Annotated in this window: 14 protein-coding genes and 1 riboswitch; of the genes, 5 read left to right on the top strand and 9 right to left on the bottom strand. The window is 65.6% G+C overall.

Annotated features, from left to right (window positions below):
• Nucleotides 1–412 precede the first annotated feature (412 nt).
• A complete protein-coding gene (locus M3O59_RS20210) occupies nucleotides 413–3,862 on the top strand; it encodes a hybrid sensor histidine kinase/response regulator (protein WP_249046192.1) in 3,450 nt (1,149 codons plus the stop codon).
• Nucleotides 3,863–4,043: 181 nt separating this feature from the next.
• Here M3O59_RS20210 and M3O59_RS20205 read toward each other — a convergent pair whose 3' ends face one another.
• On the bottom strand, nucleotides 4,044–4,625 hold the full coding sequence (locus M3O59_RS20205) for a manganese efflux pump MntP (protein WP_116904865.1): 582 nt from the start codon (nucleotides 4,623–4,625) through the stop codon (nucleotides 4,044–4,046).
• A gap of 1 nt (nucleotide 4,626) precedes the next feature.
• A riboswitch (yybP-ykoY riboswitch) is annotated at nucleotides 4,627–4,800 on the bottom strand.
• 613 nt (nucleotides 4,801–5,413) lie between these two features.
• Nucleotides 5,414–6,163 carry an IclR family transcriptional regulator gene (locus M3O59_RS20200; protein ID WP_249046191.1) on the bottom strand — a complete coding sequence of 250 codons (750 nt, stop codon included), beginning with the start codon at nucleotides 6,161–6,163 and terminating at the stop codon, nucleotides 5,414–5,416.
• A 179-nt stretch (nucleotides 6,164–6,342) separates the two neighbouring features.
• On the opposite strand from M3O59_RS20200, the gene fucP reads away from it, so the two are divergent.
• Nucleotides 6,343–7,644, top strand: coding sequence for an L-fucose:H+ symporter permease (fucP, locus tag M3O59_RS20195; RefSeq protein WP_116904763.1), 1,302 nt, complete (start codon nucleotides 6,343–6,345; stop codon nucleotides 7,642–7,644).
• 2 nt (nucleotides 7,645–7,646) lie between these two features.
• The gene (locus M3O59_RS20190; protein WP_249046190.1) at nucleotides 7,647–8,006 is read left to right on the top strand and encodes an L-fucose mutarotase; all 360 of its coding nucleotides are present in this window, start codon (nucleotides 7,647–7,649) and stop codon (nucleotides 8,004–8,006) included.
• 310 nt (nucleotides 8,007–8,316) lie between these two features.
• On the opposite strand, the gene M3O59_RS20185 is transcribed toward M3O59_RS20190, so the two are convergent.
• From M3O59_RS20185 to M3O59_RS20155, 7 genes are all read right to left on the bottom strand, one after another.
• Nucleotides 8,317–9,639, bottom strand: a complete 1,323-nt coding sequence (locus M3O59_RS20185) for an L-fuconate dehydratase (RefSeq protein WP_249054638.1) — start codon at nucleotides 9,637–9,639, stop codon at nucleotides 8,317–8,319.
• Nucleotides 9,640–10,049: 410 nt separating this feature from the next.
• A complete protein-coding gene (locus tag M3O59_RS20180) occupies nucleotides 10,050–10,907 on the bottom strand; it encodes a fumarylacetoacetate hydrolase family protein (RefSeq protein ID WP_116904765.1) in 858 nt (285 codons plus the stop codon).
• Between the two features lie 215 nt (nucleotides 10,908–11,122).
• On the bottom strand, nucleotides 11,123–11,893 hold the full coding sequence (locus M3O59_RS20175) for an SDR family oxidoreductase (RefSeq protein ID WP_249047041.1): 771 nt from the start codon (nucleotides 11,891–11,893) through the stop codon (nucleotides 11,123–11,125).
• Nucleotides 11,890–12,762, bottom strand: coding sequence for an amidohydrolase family protein (locus M3O59_RS20170; RefSeq protein ID WP_116904767.1), 873 nt, complete (start codon nucleotides 12,760–12,762; stop codon nucleotides 11,890–11,892). The genes M3O59_RS20175 and M3O59_RS20170 overlap by 4 nt, the downstream gene beginning before the upstream one ends.
• Nucleotides 12,759–13,769, bottom strand: coding sequence for an aldo/keto reductase (locus M3O59_RS20165; RefSeq protein WP_249047040.1), 1,011 nt, complete (start codon nucleotides 13,767–13,769; stop codon nucleotides 12,759–12,761). Before M3O59_RS20165 ends, M3O59_RS20170 begins: the two co-directional genes overlap by 4 nt.
• Entirely contained in the window at nucleotides 13,766–13,963 is a 198-nt protein-coding gene (locus tag M3O59_RS20160; protein WP_373419019.1) for a hypothetical protein, read from the bottom strand. The genes M3O59_RS20165 and M3O59_RS20160 overlap by 4 nt, the downstream gene beginning before the upstream one ends.
• Nucleotides 13,964–14,200: 237 nt before the next feature.
• A complete protein-coding gene (locus M3O59_RS20155) occupies nucleotides 14,201–14,803 on the bottom strand; it encodes a TetR/AcrR family transcriptional regulator (RefSeq protein ID WP_249047039.1) in 603 nt (200 codons plus the stop codon).
• A gap of 169 nt (nucleotides 14,804–14,972) precedes the next feature.
• Here M3O59_RS20155 and M3O59_RS20150 point away from each other — a divergent pair, with 169 nt between their 5' ends.
• Nucleotides 14,973–15,764, top strand: a complete 792-nt coding sequence (locus M3O59_RS20150; RefSeq protein WP_239686991.1) for an oxidoreductase — start codon at nucleotides 14,973–14,975, stop codon at nucleotides 15,762–15,764.
• Nucleotides 15,765–15,809: 45 nt separating this feature from the next.
• Nucleotides 15,810–16,799 (top strand): quinone oxidoreductase family protein, encoded by a 990-nt coding sequence (locus M3O59_RS20145; RefSeq protein WP_249047038.1) that lies wholly within the window; start codon nucleotides 15,810–15,812, stop codon nucleotides 16,797–16,799.
• Nucleotides 16,800–16,853 lie beyond the last annotated feature (54 nt).

Here is a 16,853-nt window from a genome sequence, read left to right as displayed (position 1 = left end):
CAACGGCGCAGCGTCGCCCGACCGTAACGGTGCATGTGGACCGACCGTGCACAATCTCGTACAGCCATGCGGCAGACGCCTCCTGCCGCATGGCTGGCCTGGTGGGCCGGATATGCGGCAGGCCGGTGGGTGGCACACCGCAACCGCGGTACCTTCTCCCGCCCGCGGGGGAAGGTACCCGAAGGGCGGATGGGGAGCGTTTGACCCTCAGCCCGATGCCCCTGGTCAGGGGCTGATTCAAAGCAGCGGCGTCCCGGCAGCGCGGACCGCCTACATGACGACACCACGCCTCCTGCAAGACGGCAGGAACTTCCAGAGCATCATCCTCCGCCAAGCAGTCAGGCACGATTCCCCAATCCCCAATTCCACTGCGTAAACTCCAGGCTCGCATCGCACCGCCTGGGAATGCACCTTGGTATCAAGCTGGATCCTGCTGCTGGTTTCGCTCGGCTACGCCGCGCTGCTGTTTGGCGTGGCGTGGTGGGGCGACCGCCGGCCGATGTATCCGGACCGGCCCTGGCTGCGGCCGGCGGTCTACAGCCTGGCGTTGGCGGTGTACTGCTCGTCGTGGACGTTCTACGGCGCAGTGGGCTCGGCAGTGCGCAACGGCATCGGCTATCTGCCGATTTATCTCGGCCCGCTGCTGTTGCTGCTGTTCGGCTGGCGCATCATCGAGCGGCTGGCGCTGATCGCACGGGCCGAAAACACCGTGTCCATCGCCGATTTCATTTCATCGCGCTATGGCCGCTCGCGGCGGTTGGCCGCATTGGTGGCGGTGATCGCGTTGGTCGGCATCGTGCCGTACCTGGCGCTGCAGTACAAAGCGGTGGCAATGAGCCTGGAGGTGCTGACCGGGCATAGCAGTGCCGGGCGCGGCATCTTCGCCGACCCGGCGTTGTATGTGGCGCTGTTGATGGCCTTGTTCGCCACCTTGTTCGGCACCCGCCAGGTGGATGCCACCGAACACCATCACGGCATGATGCTGGCCATTGCGCTGGAGTCGGTGATCAAGTTGATCGCCATCGTGGCGGTGGGCTTGTTCGCCTGGCTGTGGTTGAGCGACCACCAGCTGCATATCGCCGATTCGGCGCGCACCTTGTTCGAACACACGCCGTCGGTGGGCTTCATTTCGCAGACGCTGCTGAGCTTTCTGGCGGTGATCTGCCTGCCGCGGCAATTCCATGTGGCGGTGGTGGAATGCAGCGATGTCGGCGACATCCGCCGCGCGCGCTGGTTGTTCGGTGCGTACCTGGTGATCATCTCGGCGATGGTGGTGCCGATCGCCTCGGCCGGCATCGCGCTGTTCGGCAAGGGCAGTGCGGTGGTGGACGATGCGGTGGTGCTGGCGCTGCCGCTGAGCCAGGGCAACACGGTGCTGGCGCTGGTGGCCTACGTGGGCGGTTTTTCCGCCGCCACTGGCATGGTGATCGTGGCCAGCATCGCGCTGGCCACCATGGTCAGCAACGACCTGGTGATGCCGGTGCTGCTGCGCCGCCGCGTCAGCGCCGATGCGCGGGCGGCGGTGGCTTCGCGGGTGCTGTGGATCCGCCGCGTCGCCATTTTGCTGCTGGCGCTGGTCGCCTACGGCTATCACCGCAGCGTGGCCAACGGCACCACGCTGGCGGCCTATGGCTTGATGGCGTTTGCGGCAGTGGCGCAGTTCGCGCCGGGCGTGATCGGCGGGCTGTATTGGCGCGGTGCCAGCCGCAAGGGCGTGGAAACCGGCATGGTGCTCGGCTTCATGACCTGGATCTATACGCTGCTGCTGCCGGCGGCTACGCACGCGGGCTGGCTGCAGCCGGAGTGGCTGGTGGACGGGCCATTCGGCATCGCGTGGCTGCAGCCGCAGCAGTTGTTCGGCATGCGCGGCTGGGACCCGCTGGCGCACGGCACGTTCTGGTCGCTGCTGATCAACGTCGGCGCGATGATGCTGGTTTCCGCACGCTGGCGTCCGGGTGTGGACGAGCGGCTGCGTGCAGCACCGTTTCTGGACCCATATGCGCAGCGTCCGGCAGTGGCTGGCGACTGGCCTGGGCATGTGCGCGTGGCCGATCTGCAAGCCCTGGCCGAGCGCGTGGTGGGTGAGCGGCATGCGCATCGCGCCTTCGTCGACCAGGCCTTGCTGCTGGAGCGCGAGCTGCAGCCGACCGTGGTGGCCGACCGCGCCTGGGTGCAGTTCACCGAGCGCCTGCTGGCCGCATCGATCGGTGCCGCCTCCGCACGGCTGGTGCTGACCAGCCTGTTGCGCGGTTCGGGCATGGAACTGGGCGAGGTGGTGGCGGTGCTGGACGAAGCCGGCCAGGAGCTGCGCTTCAATCGCGAGATTCTCTCTACCACGCTGGAAAACATCAGCGCCGCGGTCAGCGTGGTCGACCCGGAAATGCGCCTGACCGCGTGGAATCGCCGCTACCAGCAGCTGTTCGGGTATCCCGATGGCATGTTGTATGTGGGCCGCCCGGTGGCCGACCTGATCCGCTATAACGCCGAGCGTGGCGAGTTGGGCGAAGGCGATATCGAAGACCAGATCGACCGCCGTATCCGCCACATGCGTGCCGGCTCGCCACATGTGTTCGAGCGCACCCGCAGCGACGGCAAGGTGATCGAAATGCGTGGCCAGGCGCTGCCCGGCGGCGGCTATGTCACCAGTTACAACGACATCACCGACTACAAACGCGCCGAGCGCGCGCTGCTGGACGCCAACGAAAACCTGGAACAACGCGTGGCTGATCGCTCACGTGAAGCCGAGCTGGCGCAGCAGTCCAAGACGCGCTTTCTGGCCGCCATCAGCCACGACGTGCTGCAGCCGCTCAATGCCGCGCGGCTGTTTGCGTCCGCATTGCGCGAGAGCCATCAGCACAACGAAGAGCAGCGCCACCTGGCCGAGCGTGTGGATGCCTCGCTGCGTGCGGCCGAAGAATTGCTTGACGGCCTGCTCGACGTCTCGCGGCTGGACGCCGGCGGGCTGCGCCCTACGGTCGAAGACTTTGATGCCAGCGCGCTGATGCACGAATTGGCCGCGCAATACGCGCCGGTGGCGTCCAGCCGCGGCTTGCGTTTGCAGGTGCATAGCCGGCCGATCTGGGTGCGCAGCGACCGCCGTTTGCTGCGTCGGGTGATGCAGAACTTCCTGGCCAATGCGCTGCGTTACACGCGCCAGGGCCGCATCGTGCTGGGCATGCGCGGGCGCGGCGACCATGTGGAACTGCAGGTGTGGGACACCGGCCCGGGCATCCCCGAGCATCACATGCGGCAGATCTTCGAAGAGTTCCGTCGCTATCAGCAGCCGTTCGATTGGGGCGAGCAGGGCCTCGGGTTGGGCTTGTCGATCTGCCAACGCATCTCGCGCCTGCTCGATCACGATCTGAGTGCGCGCAGCCAGGTCGGTTGCGGCAGCATGTTCTCGATTCTGTTGCCGCGCGTGGCGCCGGTGCCGGTGGCGCCGTTGTTGCCGGTGCCGGCCGCACGTGTGCGGCCCAATGGTGAGTCGCTGGCCGGCCTGCGCGTGCTATGCGTGGACAACGACCGCGAAATCCTCGATGGCATGCGCGCGCTGTTCGGCCGCTGGCAGGTGGAGGTGATCACCGCCAGCACCGTGGATCAGGCGCTGGCCTGCGCGCGCGAGCAACCGGATGTGATGCTGGTGGATTACCACCTGCACGACCGCCTGGATGGCCTGGATACGCTCGACGCCGTGCAGGCCGCGGCAACCGCACCGATCGCCGGTGCCCTGCTCACCGCCGACGGTCGCGACGAGCTCAAGCAGCTTGCGCGCGAACGCGGCTACCGCCTGCTGACCAAACCGGTGAAGCCGGCTTCGCTGCGCGCGTTTTTGAGTGCGTACCACGATGCGAAGAAGCGCTGACGGGTGCATCGAGTGCATCACCGGGAGATGCAGGATGCACGCGGCATTGCTTGAAAATGCGGCAATGCCTCTTCGCGTGCACAGCAAGGCCATGCATTGTTGGAACGCGCTAACGCGCGATTGGGCTTAGCGATCACGCTTCATCGCGCGCCAGCGCGCTCCTACGCAAAACAGCCTTGCGCTATGCCGCGCCGCGCAGGTGTTCGTACAGGATCACGCTGCCAACGATCACCAGAATCACACCGCCGAGGATTTCGGCACGCTTGCCGATCAGGTTACCGAGCGCGCGGCCCAGCATGACGCCAGCGGTGACCATGCTGAACGTGCACAGGCCCACCACCACCGCCACCACGCCGATGTGCACATCGAGAAACGCAAGGCTGACGCCCACTGCCATCGCATCGATGCTGGTGGCAAAGCCGGTGGCAGCCAGTGCAAGCATGCCGTTTTTCTTGGGCGCATCGTCTTGGTCGTTGGCGTCATCGGGATCGGCGCGCAGGCCGGCCACGATCATGTGCACGCCCAGGGCGCCCAGCAGGCCGAAGGCGATCCAGTGATCGAACGCCTGCAAATGGCTGGAGGCGGCGCGGCCCAACAGCCAGCCAATCACCGGCGTGATCGCTTCGATGCAGCCAAAAATCAGCCCCGCGCGCAGCGCATCGCGCCACTGCGGCTTGCGCATCGCCGCGCCCTTGCCGATCGCTGCGGCAAACGCATCGGTGGACATCGCAAAGCCGATCAACACAATGGAATACGGGGACATCGCCATTCTCGGGTTGGGCACGGTCACACCGGCATGCGCCCGCGCCAACCGTTGTTGTGCGCGCATGCCGCTGGTCTCGCCAAACCACGATTGGTTGCCTGCACCACGGCGCAACGGCCGAGTATGTTGATGCAGGCGCTTCCGATGGACGAAAGCAGGCTACTCCCCAAGGGGGCGCGCAGTGTACCAACGCATTGCAGCGTTCGGTGCGTCTGCACTGCACGCGAAGGTCGGTCTGATCTTTATAGCCGTGGCTATTGCGACCCGGGTTGATGGAGTTTTTTGCCTTTTTAAACGCGTCAAAGCCGGGGAAACACGTCCACGCAACGGACCGATGTGGCGTGCGATAGCCTTGGCTATAGTGACGAACGGATTTCATGCCGGTGATGCAAGCAGCGATGAGCGCGGGAAAAGCCGCCGATGTGGGGGTGTGCTGCAAGCAGTGCACGATGGCATTTCATGTGTGGCCGCGCGTGCAAGAGCCAGCACTTCGGTGCCGACTTTCAAGCCGTCGATGCAGCCACCAGCAACGATGCAGCGATCTCCCCCAGCGCTTCGGTTTGCGCGGTTTGCGATGTCGCAGGGGGTGCTTGCGAAGCCGTGGAGTCGAGTGCGATGCCCAGGTTGCCATCGCAGCATGGCGGAATGATCGGGCAGTGCTGTAAGCGAACGGCCAGCCGCGCAGCAGGTAGACACCAGGAGTCAGCCGCCAGACGCGGGCAACCGCAACAACCAGCGCCGACGCAAGCTGCTAGCGCGCCGAATCGGACTCCCGGCGCGCGCCGCGGCTACAGCAACGCGGCGGAAATCTCGGCAGTGGCCGCACACAAGGCCTGCAAGGCCGCTTGCGGGCCAACCAGCTCCGGGCGGCGTGCGATGAAGGGCACGGTGAGCGTATAGGTGGCGCTGCCGCGTTGCATGATGGGTGCGGTCAGGTCGACCACGCCCACCACCGCCTCGCTGGGTTGCATGGCGTAGCCATCGTTGCGCGCCTGCGCGGCAGCGGCGAGGAACTGCGCGCGCCCGAACGGCACCTCGCTGGCGTCGAGCATGTCCAGCCAGCGTGCCTGTACCTCCGGCTGCTGGAAGGCGAACAGCACCAGCCCGGAGCTGGAATGCGTCAACGGGCGGCGGTGGCCCGGGCGCACCACCAGGCCCAGGTCGCTGGGCACGTCCATCTGCGCGATCACCACGATCTGGTCGCCCGACGGCGCCACCAGGTGGCAGGGTTGATAGATCGCATCGGCCAGCCGACGCATCACCGGCAAGGCCGCTTCGCTGATGCTCTGCACCTGCGGCTGCTGCATGCCGAGCATGAACAGCCGGTTGGTCAGCACATAGTCGCCTTCGCCATCGCGGGTGAGATAGCCGCGCTCTTCCAGTACCTGCAGCATGCGAAAGATCTCCCCGCGCGAACGGCCGATGCCCTGCGAGATCGCGCCCATGCTCATCGGCTGGGCCTGGCGGGCCAGCAGTTCGAGGATGTCCAGGCCCTTGTCCAACGCAGGCGCCCGGTACTTGGCGGGTTCGGTGCTCATCCGTTTGCGGCTCCAGGCAAGGCTGCGGTGCGCCAGGGTACAGGCAGCGCGGCAGGGGTCAGGGGGATGCTGTGCGTGCAAATATAAACAAAGATTTTATATTTGCATGGCGTTGGCGTGCGCAGTACGCTCGCCGGATTGCAACGCAAGCGCCACAGCCTTGGGAGGGGATCGGTCGCATGCATCACAGTGACATTGCCGCGTCACCGCGCGGCAACCTGGCGCGTACCGCCATGGTTCCCCTGTTGTTGATCGTCAGCCTGTTCTTTTTATGGGGCATGGCCAACAACCTCAACGACATCCTGATCAAGCAGTTCAAGAAGGCCTTCGAACTGACCGACCTGCAGGCCGGATTGGTGCAAAGCGCCTTCTACATGGGCTATTTCGTGTTCGCGATGCCGGCGGCGATGTTCATGCGCCGCTACAGCTACAAGGCTGCGGTGGTGCTGGGCTTGCTGCTGTATGCCTGCGGGGCGTTCTTGTTTTACCCGGCCGCGCAGGTGCATACCTATTGGCTGTTCCTGCTGGCGTTGTTCGTGATCGCCAGCGGTCTTGCGTTTCTGGAAACCACCGCCAACCCGCTGGTGACCGTGCTGGGGCCCGCCGACGGCGCGGCGCGGCGGCTGAACCTTGCGCAGGCATTCAACCCGCTCGGCTCGATCACCGGCGTGCTGGTGGGCCAGCACTTCATCTTCTCCGGCGTGGAGCACACCCCGGCCGAGTTGGCGGCGATGGCGCCGGCGGCGCGCGAGGCATTCTTCGCCACCGAATCGTCGGCCGTGCAGATGCCGTACCTGATCATCGGCGTGGTGGTGGTGCTATGGGCGATCCTGATCGCGCTGGTGCGCTTCCCCACCGGCGCGCCGGAGGCCGATGCCGGCGTGGCACCCAGGCGCGCCCGCTTCAGCGAACTGCTGCGTAACCGGCTGTTCGTGTTTTCGGTGGTGGCGCAGTTCTTTTACGTGGGCGCGCAGGTCGGCATCTGGAGCTACCTGATCCGCTATCTGCAGGATGCCGTTCCCGGTACGCCGGAAAAAACCGCCGCCACGTATCTGACCATCTCGCTGGTGTTGTTCATGGCCGGGCGCTTCGTGGGCACTGCGCTGTTGCGCTATCTGGCGCCGGCCAAATTGCTGGCCAGTTTTGCCACGATCAATCTGGTGTTATGCGCCGTTGCCATCGCGTTGCCGGGCTGGACCGGCTTGTACGCGCTGGTGGCTGCAAGCGTGTTCATGTCGGTGATGTTTCCGACCATCTTCGCGTTGGGCCTGGACGGCATGCATGACGATGCCCGCAAGCTGGGGTCCTCGTTGCTGGTGATGTCCATCATTGGCGGCGCGCTGCTCACCGCAGTGATGGGCGCGGTGTCGGACATGGCCGGCATCCATTGGGCGATGGTCGTGCCAGGCGCCTGCTTCGCGGTGATTTTGGTGTTCGCGTTGCGCGCACGTCGCGCTGCGCCTGTAATTGCAGGAGCCTGAGCATGCCGCGTCTTTGCTATGTGCTGGACCTGCACGACGATGCCGCGCTGATTGCCGAATACGAGCGCTGGCATCAGCCCGGCGAGGTGTGGCCGGAGGTGGTGGCCTCGCTGCAGCAGGCCGGCATTCGTGAGCTGGAGATCTTTCGCAGTGGCGACCGGCTGGTGATGCTGATGGACGTCGGCGACGACTACGACCCTAGCGCCAAGGCGGCGCGCGACGCCGCCGATCCACGGATTCAGGCGTGGGAAGACCTGATGTGGCGGTTCCAGAAAGCGCTGCCGGGCAGTGCGCCTGGAGAAAAGTGGCGCGAGGCCGGGCGCATCTTTGCATTGAGCGAAGCGATCCAGGCGCAGCGCTGAGCCCGCGGCCTCATACGCACCTTCTCCCGCAGGCGGGAGAAGGGCGTATTCGGCGTTGGCACCGGGGCGGTGGTGCGTCTGCGCCATGCACCCCACCTGCTTGGTGTCTTTAGCGGGCTGCGTGTCAGCCACCCGTTGTTCCGCCAGGCCCAAGACCTGGCCCCAGAAGCGCCGACCCGCAGCGCCAAGCCGGCTGACTCACCATCCCGCCCGGCCATGGCCGGCCTGCGCATCCCCAGACCTCCGGCCGCTGCTTCCTTCTCCCGCGCGCGGGAGAAGGTGCCCGAAGGGCGGATGAGGGGTCGTAGGCTCAGCCTTGCGCGCTGGCAGCCAGGTCTTCGACCCAGAAACGTCCGTGCGGATAGCTGAATTCCGCAATCGAGGCGGCATGCATTTCTGCGGAAAAACCCGGGACTTCGGGTGCCACATAGCGGCCGTGCTGGATACGCACCGGGTCGAGGAAGTGCTGGTGCAGGTGGTCGACGAATTCGATCGCACGGTCTTCCATCTGGCCGGTGATGGCGACGAAATCGGCCATCGCCAGATGCTGCACCAGCTCGCACAGACCGACACCGCCGGCGTGCGGGAAGACGCGCACGTTGAACTTGGCAGCCAGCAGCAGGATGGCGAGGTTTTCGTTGACCCCGCCCACGCGGGCGGCGTCGATCTGGATCAGGTCCACCGCGCCGGCCTGCAGCAGCTGCTTGAACACCACGCGGTTCTGGGTGTGCTCGCCGGTGGAGACCGGCACCGGGGTGATGCCCTTGCGGATGGCGGCGTGGCCGAGCACATCGTCCGGGCTGGTGGGTTCTTCGATCCAGGCGAGGTCGAATTCGGCCAGCTGGCGCATCCAGTCGATCGCCGGGCCCACGTCCCAACGTTGATTGGCATCGACTGCCATCGCGATGTCCGGGCCGATCGCTTCGCGTGCCAGGCGGCAGCGACGGATGTCGTCCTGCACGTTGGCGCCAACCTTGAGCTTGATGGTGCGGAAGCCATCGGCCACCGCTTCCTTGGCCAGCCGCACCAGCTTTTCGTCAGAATAACCGAGCCAGCCGGGCGAGGTGGTGTAGGCCGGGTAGCCTTGTTCGATCAACTGCGCGATGCGTTGCGCGCGCTGCGGTTCGGCAGCGCGCAGCATGCTCAGCGCTTCATCGCGGGTGAGCGCATCGGTGAGGTAGCGGAAGTCGATGGTGTCGACCAGCTGCTCGGGCGTGAGTTCGGCAATGTAGCGCCACAGCGGTTTCTTCGCGGCGCGTGCGGCCAGGTCCCAGGCGGCGTTGATCACCGCGCCGATCGCCATGTGCATGACGCCCTTTTCCGGGCCCAGCCAGCGCAGTTGCGAATCGTTGGTGAGCCGGCGCGCGAAGGCGCCGAGGTCGGCGACGACCTCATCCACGTGCAGGCCGACCACGTGTTCGGCCAGTGCGGCCACCGCAGCGGTCTGCACATCGTTGCCGCGTCCGATGGTGAACACCAGGCCGTAGCCGGCCAGGTCATCCGGCGCATCGGTGCGCAGCACGACATAGGCGGCGGAGTAATCCGGATCCGGATTCATCGCGTCCGACCCATCGAGCTCGCGCGAAGTGGGGAAGCGGACGTCGTGGGTCTCGAGGGCGATGATGGTGCGCATGAAAGTCCTGGCGATGGCAAGCGGGAAGTGAAAACGGGCGGAAAACAGATGGGTGCAAGAACGAAGGATCAAAAAAACGACAGCAGTGAAGCGCGCTTTAGCCCCTCTCCCACCGGGAGAGGGGTTGGGGTGAGGGTACGAACGCGTAGCGCTGAAGATGTTGAAGCGCTGCAGTGATTCAAGCGGGTGCAACTCAAATCACAGAATCGATTGCACGACCAACTGCTTATCGCCATCGAAGCGCTATAGCGTCTGGACGTTCCACGTACCCGCACACCGCTTAAATGCGTATGACACATCGACACACGTGCCGACACGCCAGGCCTAAAAACAAAGGACATCGCGAACAGCTGCTCGAACACGTCGCTACGTACCCTCACCCCAACCCCTCTCCCGAGGGGAGAGGGGCTTCAGGCCGCATCACGCGGATGCGCCACCACCGGCTGGCGCTGGCGCCCCAGGCCTTCGATCTCCAGCTCCATCACGTCGCCCGGCTTGAGGTAGACCGGCGGTTTCTGGCCCAGGCCCACGCCCGGCGGGGTGCCGGTGCTGATCACATCGCCCGGCATCAGCGTCATGTAGCGGCTGATGTGGCTGACCAGTTCGGCCACGCCGAACACCATCGTGCGGGTGCTGCCGTTCTGGTAACGGTGGCCGTTGACCTCCAGCCACATCGACAGGTTCTGCGGGTCGGGCACTTCATCGCGGGTGACCAGCCACGGGCCGATCGGGCCGAAGGTATCGGCGCTCTTGCCCTTGACCCACTGGCCGCCGTGTTCGAGCTGAAATTCGCGCTCGGACAGGTCGTTGATCACCGCGTAGCCGGCCACATGGTTCAAGGCTTCGTCCACCGACACATCGCGCGCCACATCGCCGATCACCACGCCCAGTTCCACTTCCCAATCGCTCTTGACCGAGCCGCGCGGGATGATCACGGTGTCGTTGGGGCCGCACACCGCAGTGGTGGCTTTCATGAAAAGAATCGGCATCTTTGGCACTTCCATGCCCGATTCGGCGGCATGGTCGGCGTAGTTCAAGCCCACGCAGATGAACTTGCCGATGCGGCCCACTGCGGCGCCGTAACGCACGTCGCCTTCGATCAGCGGCAGCGTGGTCACATCCAGCGCGCGCAGCTTGTCCAGGCCGGCGTTGGTGATGTGCTCGCCGGCCACATCGTCGATGACGCCGCTCAAATCGCGGATACGGCCTTCGTTATCGATGACGCCGGGGCGTTCGTGGCCTTCGGCGCCAATACGTACGAGTTTCATGCAGTCTTCCTTTGCAGGGGAGGAGTGGAGCGGCCAATCACACGGCGCGGACGGGTGCGCAAGGTGCGCTCGGAACAGGAATGCGGGTGATGCATGCTGCAAACAACGCTGACGCCAGGTGTGAGATGCGGCCTGGTGTCAGCGGGCAGAGAGCGATCAAGAACGTAGCAAGCCGTCGTGCACCTTGTCGCTGCACGCCATTTCGCCAGCGCCTCTCAGTTCGACCAGCCGCCATCGATGATATGGGTCTGGCCGGTGGTAAACGAAGATTCGTCCGAGGCCAGATACACCACCAGCTGCGCGATTTCGCGCGGGTCGCCCAGGCGGCCCATCGGCTGGCGGTCGGTGAAGCTCTTCCACACTGCCTGCTCGTCGCCGCCCAGGGCCTGCACGCGCTGCCCCAACGACGGCGTCTTGATGGTGCCCGGGCAGATCGCGTTGCAACGCACGCCCTGCGCCACGTAGTCGGCGGCAATGGCCTTGCTCAGGCCGATCACGGCGGCTTTGGTCACGCCATAGACGAAGCGGTTCGGCACGCCCTTGATGCTGGAAGCGACCGAGGACATGTTGATGATGCTGCCGCGTCCGCGTTCGAGCATGCCTGGCAGCACCGCCTTGCAGGTGTAGTACATCGCATCGACGTTGATCGAGAACGAACGGCGCCATGCCGGCTCGTCGCAGTCCAGAATGCTGCCCTGATGCACGTAACCGGCGCAGTTGAACAACACATCGAACGGGCCGTGCTCCGCGACCAGCGCAGCAATCGCCGAAGCATCGGTGACGTCCAGCAGCTGGGTGGTGATGGCGTCCGATTCGGCCGTCAGCATCTGCAAGGCCGCGGCGTCGATGTCGGTGGCGATCACCTGCGCGCCGGCACGTGCGCAGGCCAGCGCGCTTTCGCGGCCGATGCCGGCGCCGGCGGCGGTGATCAGGCAACGCTTGCCCTGCAGGCGGGCGGTGGGTGTGGTGGGAATGGAGACTGTCATACCGATAAAGTTCCGTGGGTGGGGGCCGCCGGCCGTGGCAGACGATAGAACGTGCGTGCGTTGTCGCCGAAGACCGCATCGGCGTGTTCGGCGGCATGCCGGGTGACGAGCTGCTGTGCAAGATCGACCCAGTGTGCGTAATCGGCGCGCAGGGTCAGCACCGGCCAGTCGCTGCCCCACAGCAGGCGCTGCGCACTGAAGCGCGCGAACAGGTGCGCGACATATGGCTCCAGTGCGTCGATGCCGGCGCCGCGGGCAGCTTCGGTGAGCAGGCCGGAGAGTTTGCAATGCACGTTGGGATGCTGCGCCAACGCGGCCATGCCGGCGGCCCAGGCGACGAATTCGCCGGCCGCAATCTGCGGCTTGCCGCCGTGATCGACGACCACGCGCAACGCCGGATGCCGTTTCAGGCGCGCCTGCAAGGCCGGCACATGCGCTGCGCGGATCAAGGCATCGAAGGCCAGATCGTGTTCCAGCATCGCATCGAAGGCGGCGTCCAACTCGGCGCCTGCCAGCCACTGCACGTCGGCAATGTCCTGCACCATCGGGCGCAAGCCCTTGAGCAGGCCGCCGCCGGCGCGCACCAGCGCACCGATGCGGGCGGCGGCGTCGGACGCGGCAAAATCCACCCAGCCAACCACGCCGGCGATGCGCGGCGCAGCGTGCGCCAGCTCGAACAGGTAACAGGTTTCCGCTTCCGTTGCGGCAGCCTGCACCACGACCACGCTGCCAACGCCGGCCGCGTCCAGCGCAGCGCCGACATCGTGCGGTGCAAAGTCGCGATACAGCGGCGCAAGCTCGGGCGTCAGCCAGGCGTAATCGCCACGCGCCAGATGCCAGAAGTGCAGATGCGCATCGACGCGGTTCATGGCGTGGGCAGGTCCGTATCGAGCAGGCCGCCGTCGCGCAGGCGCTGCCACAGTGCAGCCGGAATGGCCGCCTGCAACCGTGCAGCGGCCGAGTGCACCTCGGCCACGGTGCGCATGCCGGCCACCACCGTGATCACTGCCGGATGCGCCAGCGGGAACTGCAACGCGGCCGCGCCGATATCCACCCCGAACGCGGCGCAGGCGGCATACAGGCGCTGCGCATGCTGCAAGGTGGCGGTATCGACCGGGGCGTAGTTGTAGGTGGCGCCGGGGCCGCGCGCATCGCTGAGCAGGCCGGAGCTGTATGGCCCGGCCGACAGGATCGACACGCCGCGTTGCTGCGCCTGATCCAGCAGCGCGCGTGCGCCGTGCTGTTCCAGCAGGGTGTAGCGCCCGGCCAGCATCACGCAGTCGAGCGGGAAGCGCGGCAGCACCTCCAGCGCCACGTCCTGCTCGTTGACGCCCAGGCCGATCGCCCCGCACGCCCCGGACGCCTTCAACTCCGCCATCGCCGGCAAGGCCTCCTCCAAGGCCTGCTGCAGCACATGGGCGTGGTTGTCGCCGTGGGTCAGCGCACCGATGTCGTGCAGCAGCAGCACGTCGATGTAGTCGGTGCCCAGGCGCTCCAGGCTGGAGGCGAAGGCGCGCCGCACGCCGTCGGCGCTGTAGTCGAACTCGGCGCGGCGGCCGCCCACCGCAAAGCCATCGCGGCCGGCAACGGCCTGGGCGTCGTCGTAGACGCAGCGGCCGACCTTGGTCGACAGCGTGTACGCAGCGCGCGGCACGCCGGCCAGGCCGCGGCCCAGGCGCGCTTCGCTCAAGCCGTAGCCGTAGTAGGGCGCGGTATCGAAATGGCGGATGCCGGCCTCGAATGCGCCCGTCACCGCAGCCAGCGCGTCCGCCTCGTCCACTTCGGTGTACAGGTTGCCGATCGGCGCAGCGCCGAAGCCCAGTGCCGACAGCTGCACGTCGGTGCTGCCGAGACGCTGCCGTGCCACGCCGCTCATGCGCACCGCTCCGGAGCGAGGGCGGCAGCGCAGGCACTGGAAGGATCTGGAAAGCGGGAGCTGAGCATTGCAACGTCCACCAGCCGACAGGTGCCGGGCTGTTCGCATATGAATATGGCAATCATCAATGAACAGATCACGCTGCAGTGCAGCATGAGGGGGCCATGTAGGCGCTGCGCGTGAGCCAGCGACAGAGTTAGGAGTCGTTTGCCCGCGCTATGCGGCTTAACCGGCTCAGGAATTGTCAGGCTCCCGAACCATCGCTCCACGCGTGGCCCGATGTCTCCGTGCTCACCTGGCGGCGACCGGCTGACGATGCGCGCCTGCACGTTCATCCAGTGTCAGACGATGGCCATGCGCGGCTGAGTCGAAATGAGAGGTCGCCAGGCTGGCAACGTGCGATGCGGCTACGCGCTTGCCTGCAACCTGGATCAATCAGACGCAGGCATGGGTTGAGCGCTGTCAGCTGGTGCAAGCGACGCAACCAACTGCGTGCGGCACACGTCCAGAACTTCATCCGCTAATGGCGAGTCGTCCGCGCAGGCCCGTGACAGCACAACCGCGCCCACTGCATGCGCGAACAGATTGATCGTTCTGGACCGAACATCATCGTGCCCATCGCCGCCAGAGAGCATTGCGGTCCGCTCCACCATCGCCAGCATGTTCTCGATACCGACGGTGAACATCGCCTTGATATCTGTCGATTGACGCGCTGCGTCGCCGCCGAGTGCCGCCATTGTGCAGCCGTCGCCGCGCCCGTCCCGGTGCGTTCTCGAGACGTAGAAATCGATGAATTGACGGATTTCCGTACCTTCGATCTGGCCGGCGATCTGTTGCAGGCCATGCTGGGCCGTCTCGGCGATCAGATCCGCCTTGGACCCGAAATGCTTGTAGAAGCCGCCATGGGTGAGGCCGGCGGCAGCCATCAGATCGGCCACGCTCACCCCGTCGTAGCCACGTTCACGAAACAACGCGGAGGCCGTTTCGACGATGCGGGCCCGATTCTCCAGCGATTGCGCTTTGGTGATTTTCATTGTGTTCCAGGGTCGACGGCAGGCCGCCAATTTACATTGATGTCGACCACAATCAAAGTTGTTGACATTTTTGAGTTTGATCGACATCATAAATTCACGCGGTCGAACGCACCTGTCGACCACCACCGCCTCACCTCACCAAGGACATTTCATGAAGACACATAAACCTGTGGCGCTGGTCACCGGCGCTTCCTCGGGCATCGGCGAAGCGGCTGCCCGGCAACTCCTCGCCGCCGGCTATACGGTCTATGGCACCAGCCGGCGCGGTGCGGGAGCCGGTCAGGCGGCGTTTCCGCTGCTGGCGCTGGACGTGACCGATGACGCGTCGGTCGCCGCTGCGATCGCCGAGCTGCAGCAGCGCGAAGGCCGTCTGGATCTGCTGGTCAACAACGCCGGTGTCGGCGTCCAGGGTGCGGCGGAAGAAAGCTCGATCGAACAGGTCCGCTCGCTGTTCGAAACCAACTTCTACGGCGTGGTCCGCGTTACCAACGCGGTCTTGCCCCTCATGCGCAAGCAGGGGAGCGGGCGCATCCTCAATGTCGGCTCAGGCCTGGGTCTGATCCCTGCGCCATTCAACGCCTATTACTCGGCCACCAAACATGCGCTGGAGGGATATTCCGAATCCCTCGACCACGAAGTGCGCGGGTTCGGTGTGCGGGTGGTGGTGATCGAGCCGGGCGCGACCCGCACCGCATTCGAGACCAGCACCGTCTGGTCGGATCGGCCACTGGCCGATTACGACGCGCTCCGCGCCAAGTATCGGGCGGCTTACGAAAGCGCGATCGCCGTCGCGGCCACCGCCGAGAGCGTCGCCGACACCATCGTCCTGGCCGCACGCGAGCAGCGTCCGCAGTTGCGCTATGCGTCGGGCAAGGACGCCAGACAAGGCGCATTCGCCCGTCGGTTCCTGCCTCGCGCGTTGTTCGACAAGGTGCTGCACAAGCAGTTCGGACTGGCGTAATTCCCGGGCATCAGGCCCATCAATCCACGACATGAAGGATGCGACATGAAAGCTGTTCGATTTCACCAGACCGGCGACGCCGATGTCCTGATCTACGAGGACGTTCCCGATCCGACGCCGCAGGACCACGAGGTGCTGATCCGGGTCGAAGCGACCGGCCTCAACTTCGCCGACGTCATGCGACGCCGGGGAGACGATTATCCCGAGCCGTCGCCAGCGCCCTTCATTCTGGGCGCGGAAGTTGCCGGCACGATCGTTGCGGTCGGCAAGGCGGTGACTGCGCTGCAAGCGGGCATGTCGGTACTGGCAACACCGGGCGCCGGCGGCTACGCGCAGTACATCTGTGTGCCGGAGGCGATCGTGGTGCCGCTGCCCGATGGCGTACCGGCGGTCCAGGCCGCGGCCGTGATGGCCAACGGGTTGACCGCCGCGCTGGTGTTGCGCAATGCCGCGCGGCTGGCGCCAGGTGAAACCGTCCTGATCGAAGGCGCAGCCGGCGGACTGGGCTCCCTCGCGGTGCAGCTGGCCAAGCTCTATGGCGCCGGCAAGGTCATCGCTGCAGCCAGCACGCAGGAAAAGCGGGACATGGCGATCCGGTTGGGCGCTGACGCGGCGGTGGACTACACCGCTGCCGACTGGGCCGAACAGGTCCGTGCCCTGACCGATGGCAAGGGTGTGGACGTCATCGTCGAAATCGCTGGCGGCGACAACGTCGCAGAGGCGTTCAAGGCCCTGGCACCGTTCGGGCGCCTGATCTTCGTCGGCCAATCCAGCGGCAACACCGCCCTGATCGACCCATGGCAGTTGATTGTTCCCAACCACACGCTGACCAGTTTCTATGTGGGTAGCTACCTGGCGTTCCCGCAACTGATCCAGTCCACGCTGACGGAAATCATGGGCTTGATCCTGTCCGGACAACTTGCACTGCAAGTCAACACCGTGCTGCCGTTGTCACAGGCGGCCCAGGCGCATCGGCTGCTGGAAAGCCGCCAGACGACGGGCAAAGTGGTGCTGCAACCCTGGGTCGACGCTTGATTCGAGCAAGCAGCAGACGTGGTGCGGGGGTTCGACGCAGTGTCGTAGCACCTC

This window comes from Xanthomonas nasturtii, from assembly GCF_023337365.3.
In the GTDB taxonomy this organism is placed as follows: Bacteria; Pseudomonadota; Gammaproteobacteria; order Xanthomonadales; family Xanthomonadaceae; genus Xanthomonas; species Xanthomonas nasturtii.
The sequence above is the reverse complement of the archived record's forward strand: the minus strand, read 5'-3'. Positions and strand labels throughout refer to the sequence as shown.

What these genes read in the sequence shown, in the direction of transcription:
- M3O59_RS20175 (WP_249047041.1), bottom strand. Translation starts at nt 11,893, where the DNA reads ATGACAGTCTCCATTCCCACCACACCCACCGCCCGCCTGCAGGGCAAG.
- M3O59_RS20205 (WP_116904865.1), bottom strand. Translation starts at nt 4,625, where the DNA reads ATGTCCCCGTATTCCATTGTGTTGATCGGCTTTGCGATGTCCACCGAT.
- M3O59_RS20145 (WP_249047038.1), top strand. Translation starts at nt 15,810, where the DNA reads ATGAAAGCTGTTCGATTTCACCAGACCGGCGACGCCGATGTCCTGATC.
- M3O59_RS20180 (WP_116904765.1), bottom strand. Translation starts at nt 10,907, where the DNA reads ATGAAACTCGTACGTATTGGCGCCGAAGGCCACGAACGCCCCGGCGTC.
- M3O59_RS20190 (WP_249046190.1), top strand. Translation starts at nt 7,647, where the DNA reads ATGCCGCGTCTTTGCTATGTGCTGGACCTGCACGACGATGCCGCGCTG.
- fucP (WP_116904763.1), top strand. Translation starts at nt 6,343, where the DNA reads ATGCATCACAGTGACATTGCCGCGTCACCGCGCGGCAACCTGGCGCGT.
- M3O59_RS20170 (WP_116904767.1), bottom strand. Translation starts at nt 12,762, where the DNA reads ATGAACCGCGTCGATGCGCATCTGCACTTCTGGCATCTGGCGCGTGGC.
- M3O59_RS20165 (WP_249047040.1), bottom strand. Translation starts at nt 13,769, where the DNA reads ATGAGCGGCGTGGCACGGCAGCGTCTCGGCAGCACCGACGTGCAGCTG.
- M3O59_RS20185 (WP_249054638.1), bottom strand. Translation starts at nt 9,639, where the DNA reads ATGCGCACCATCATCGCCCTCGAGACCCACGACGTCCGCTTCCCCACT.
- M3O59_RS20155 (WP_249047039.1), bottom strand. Translation starts at nt 14,803, where the DNA reads ATGAAAATCACCAAAGCGCAATCGCTGGAGAATCGGGCCCGCATCGTC.
- M3O59_RS20200 (WP_249046191.1), bottom strand. Translation starts at nt 6,163, where the DNA reads ATGAGCACCGAACCCGCCAAGTACCGGGCGCCTGCGTTGGACAAGGGC.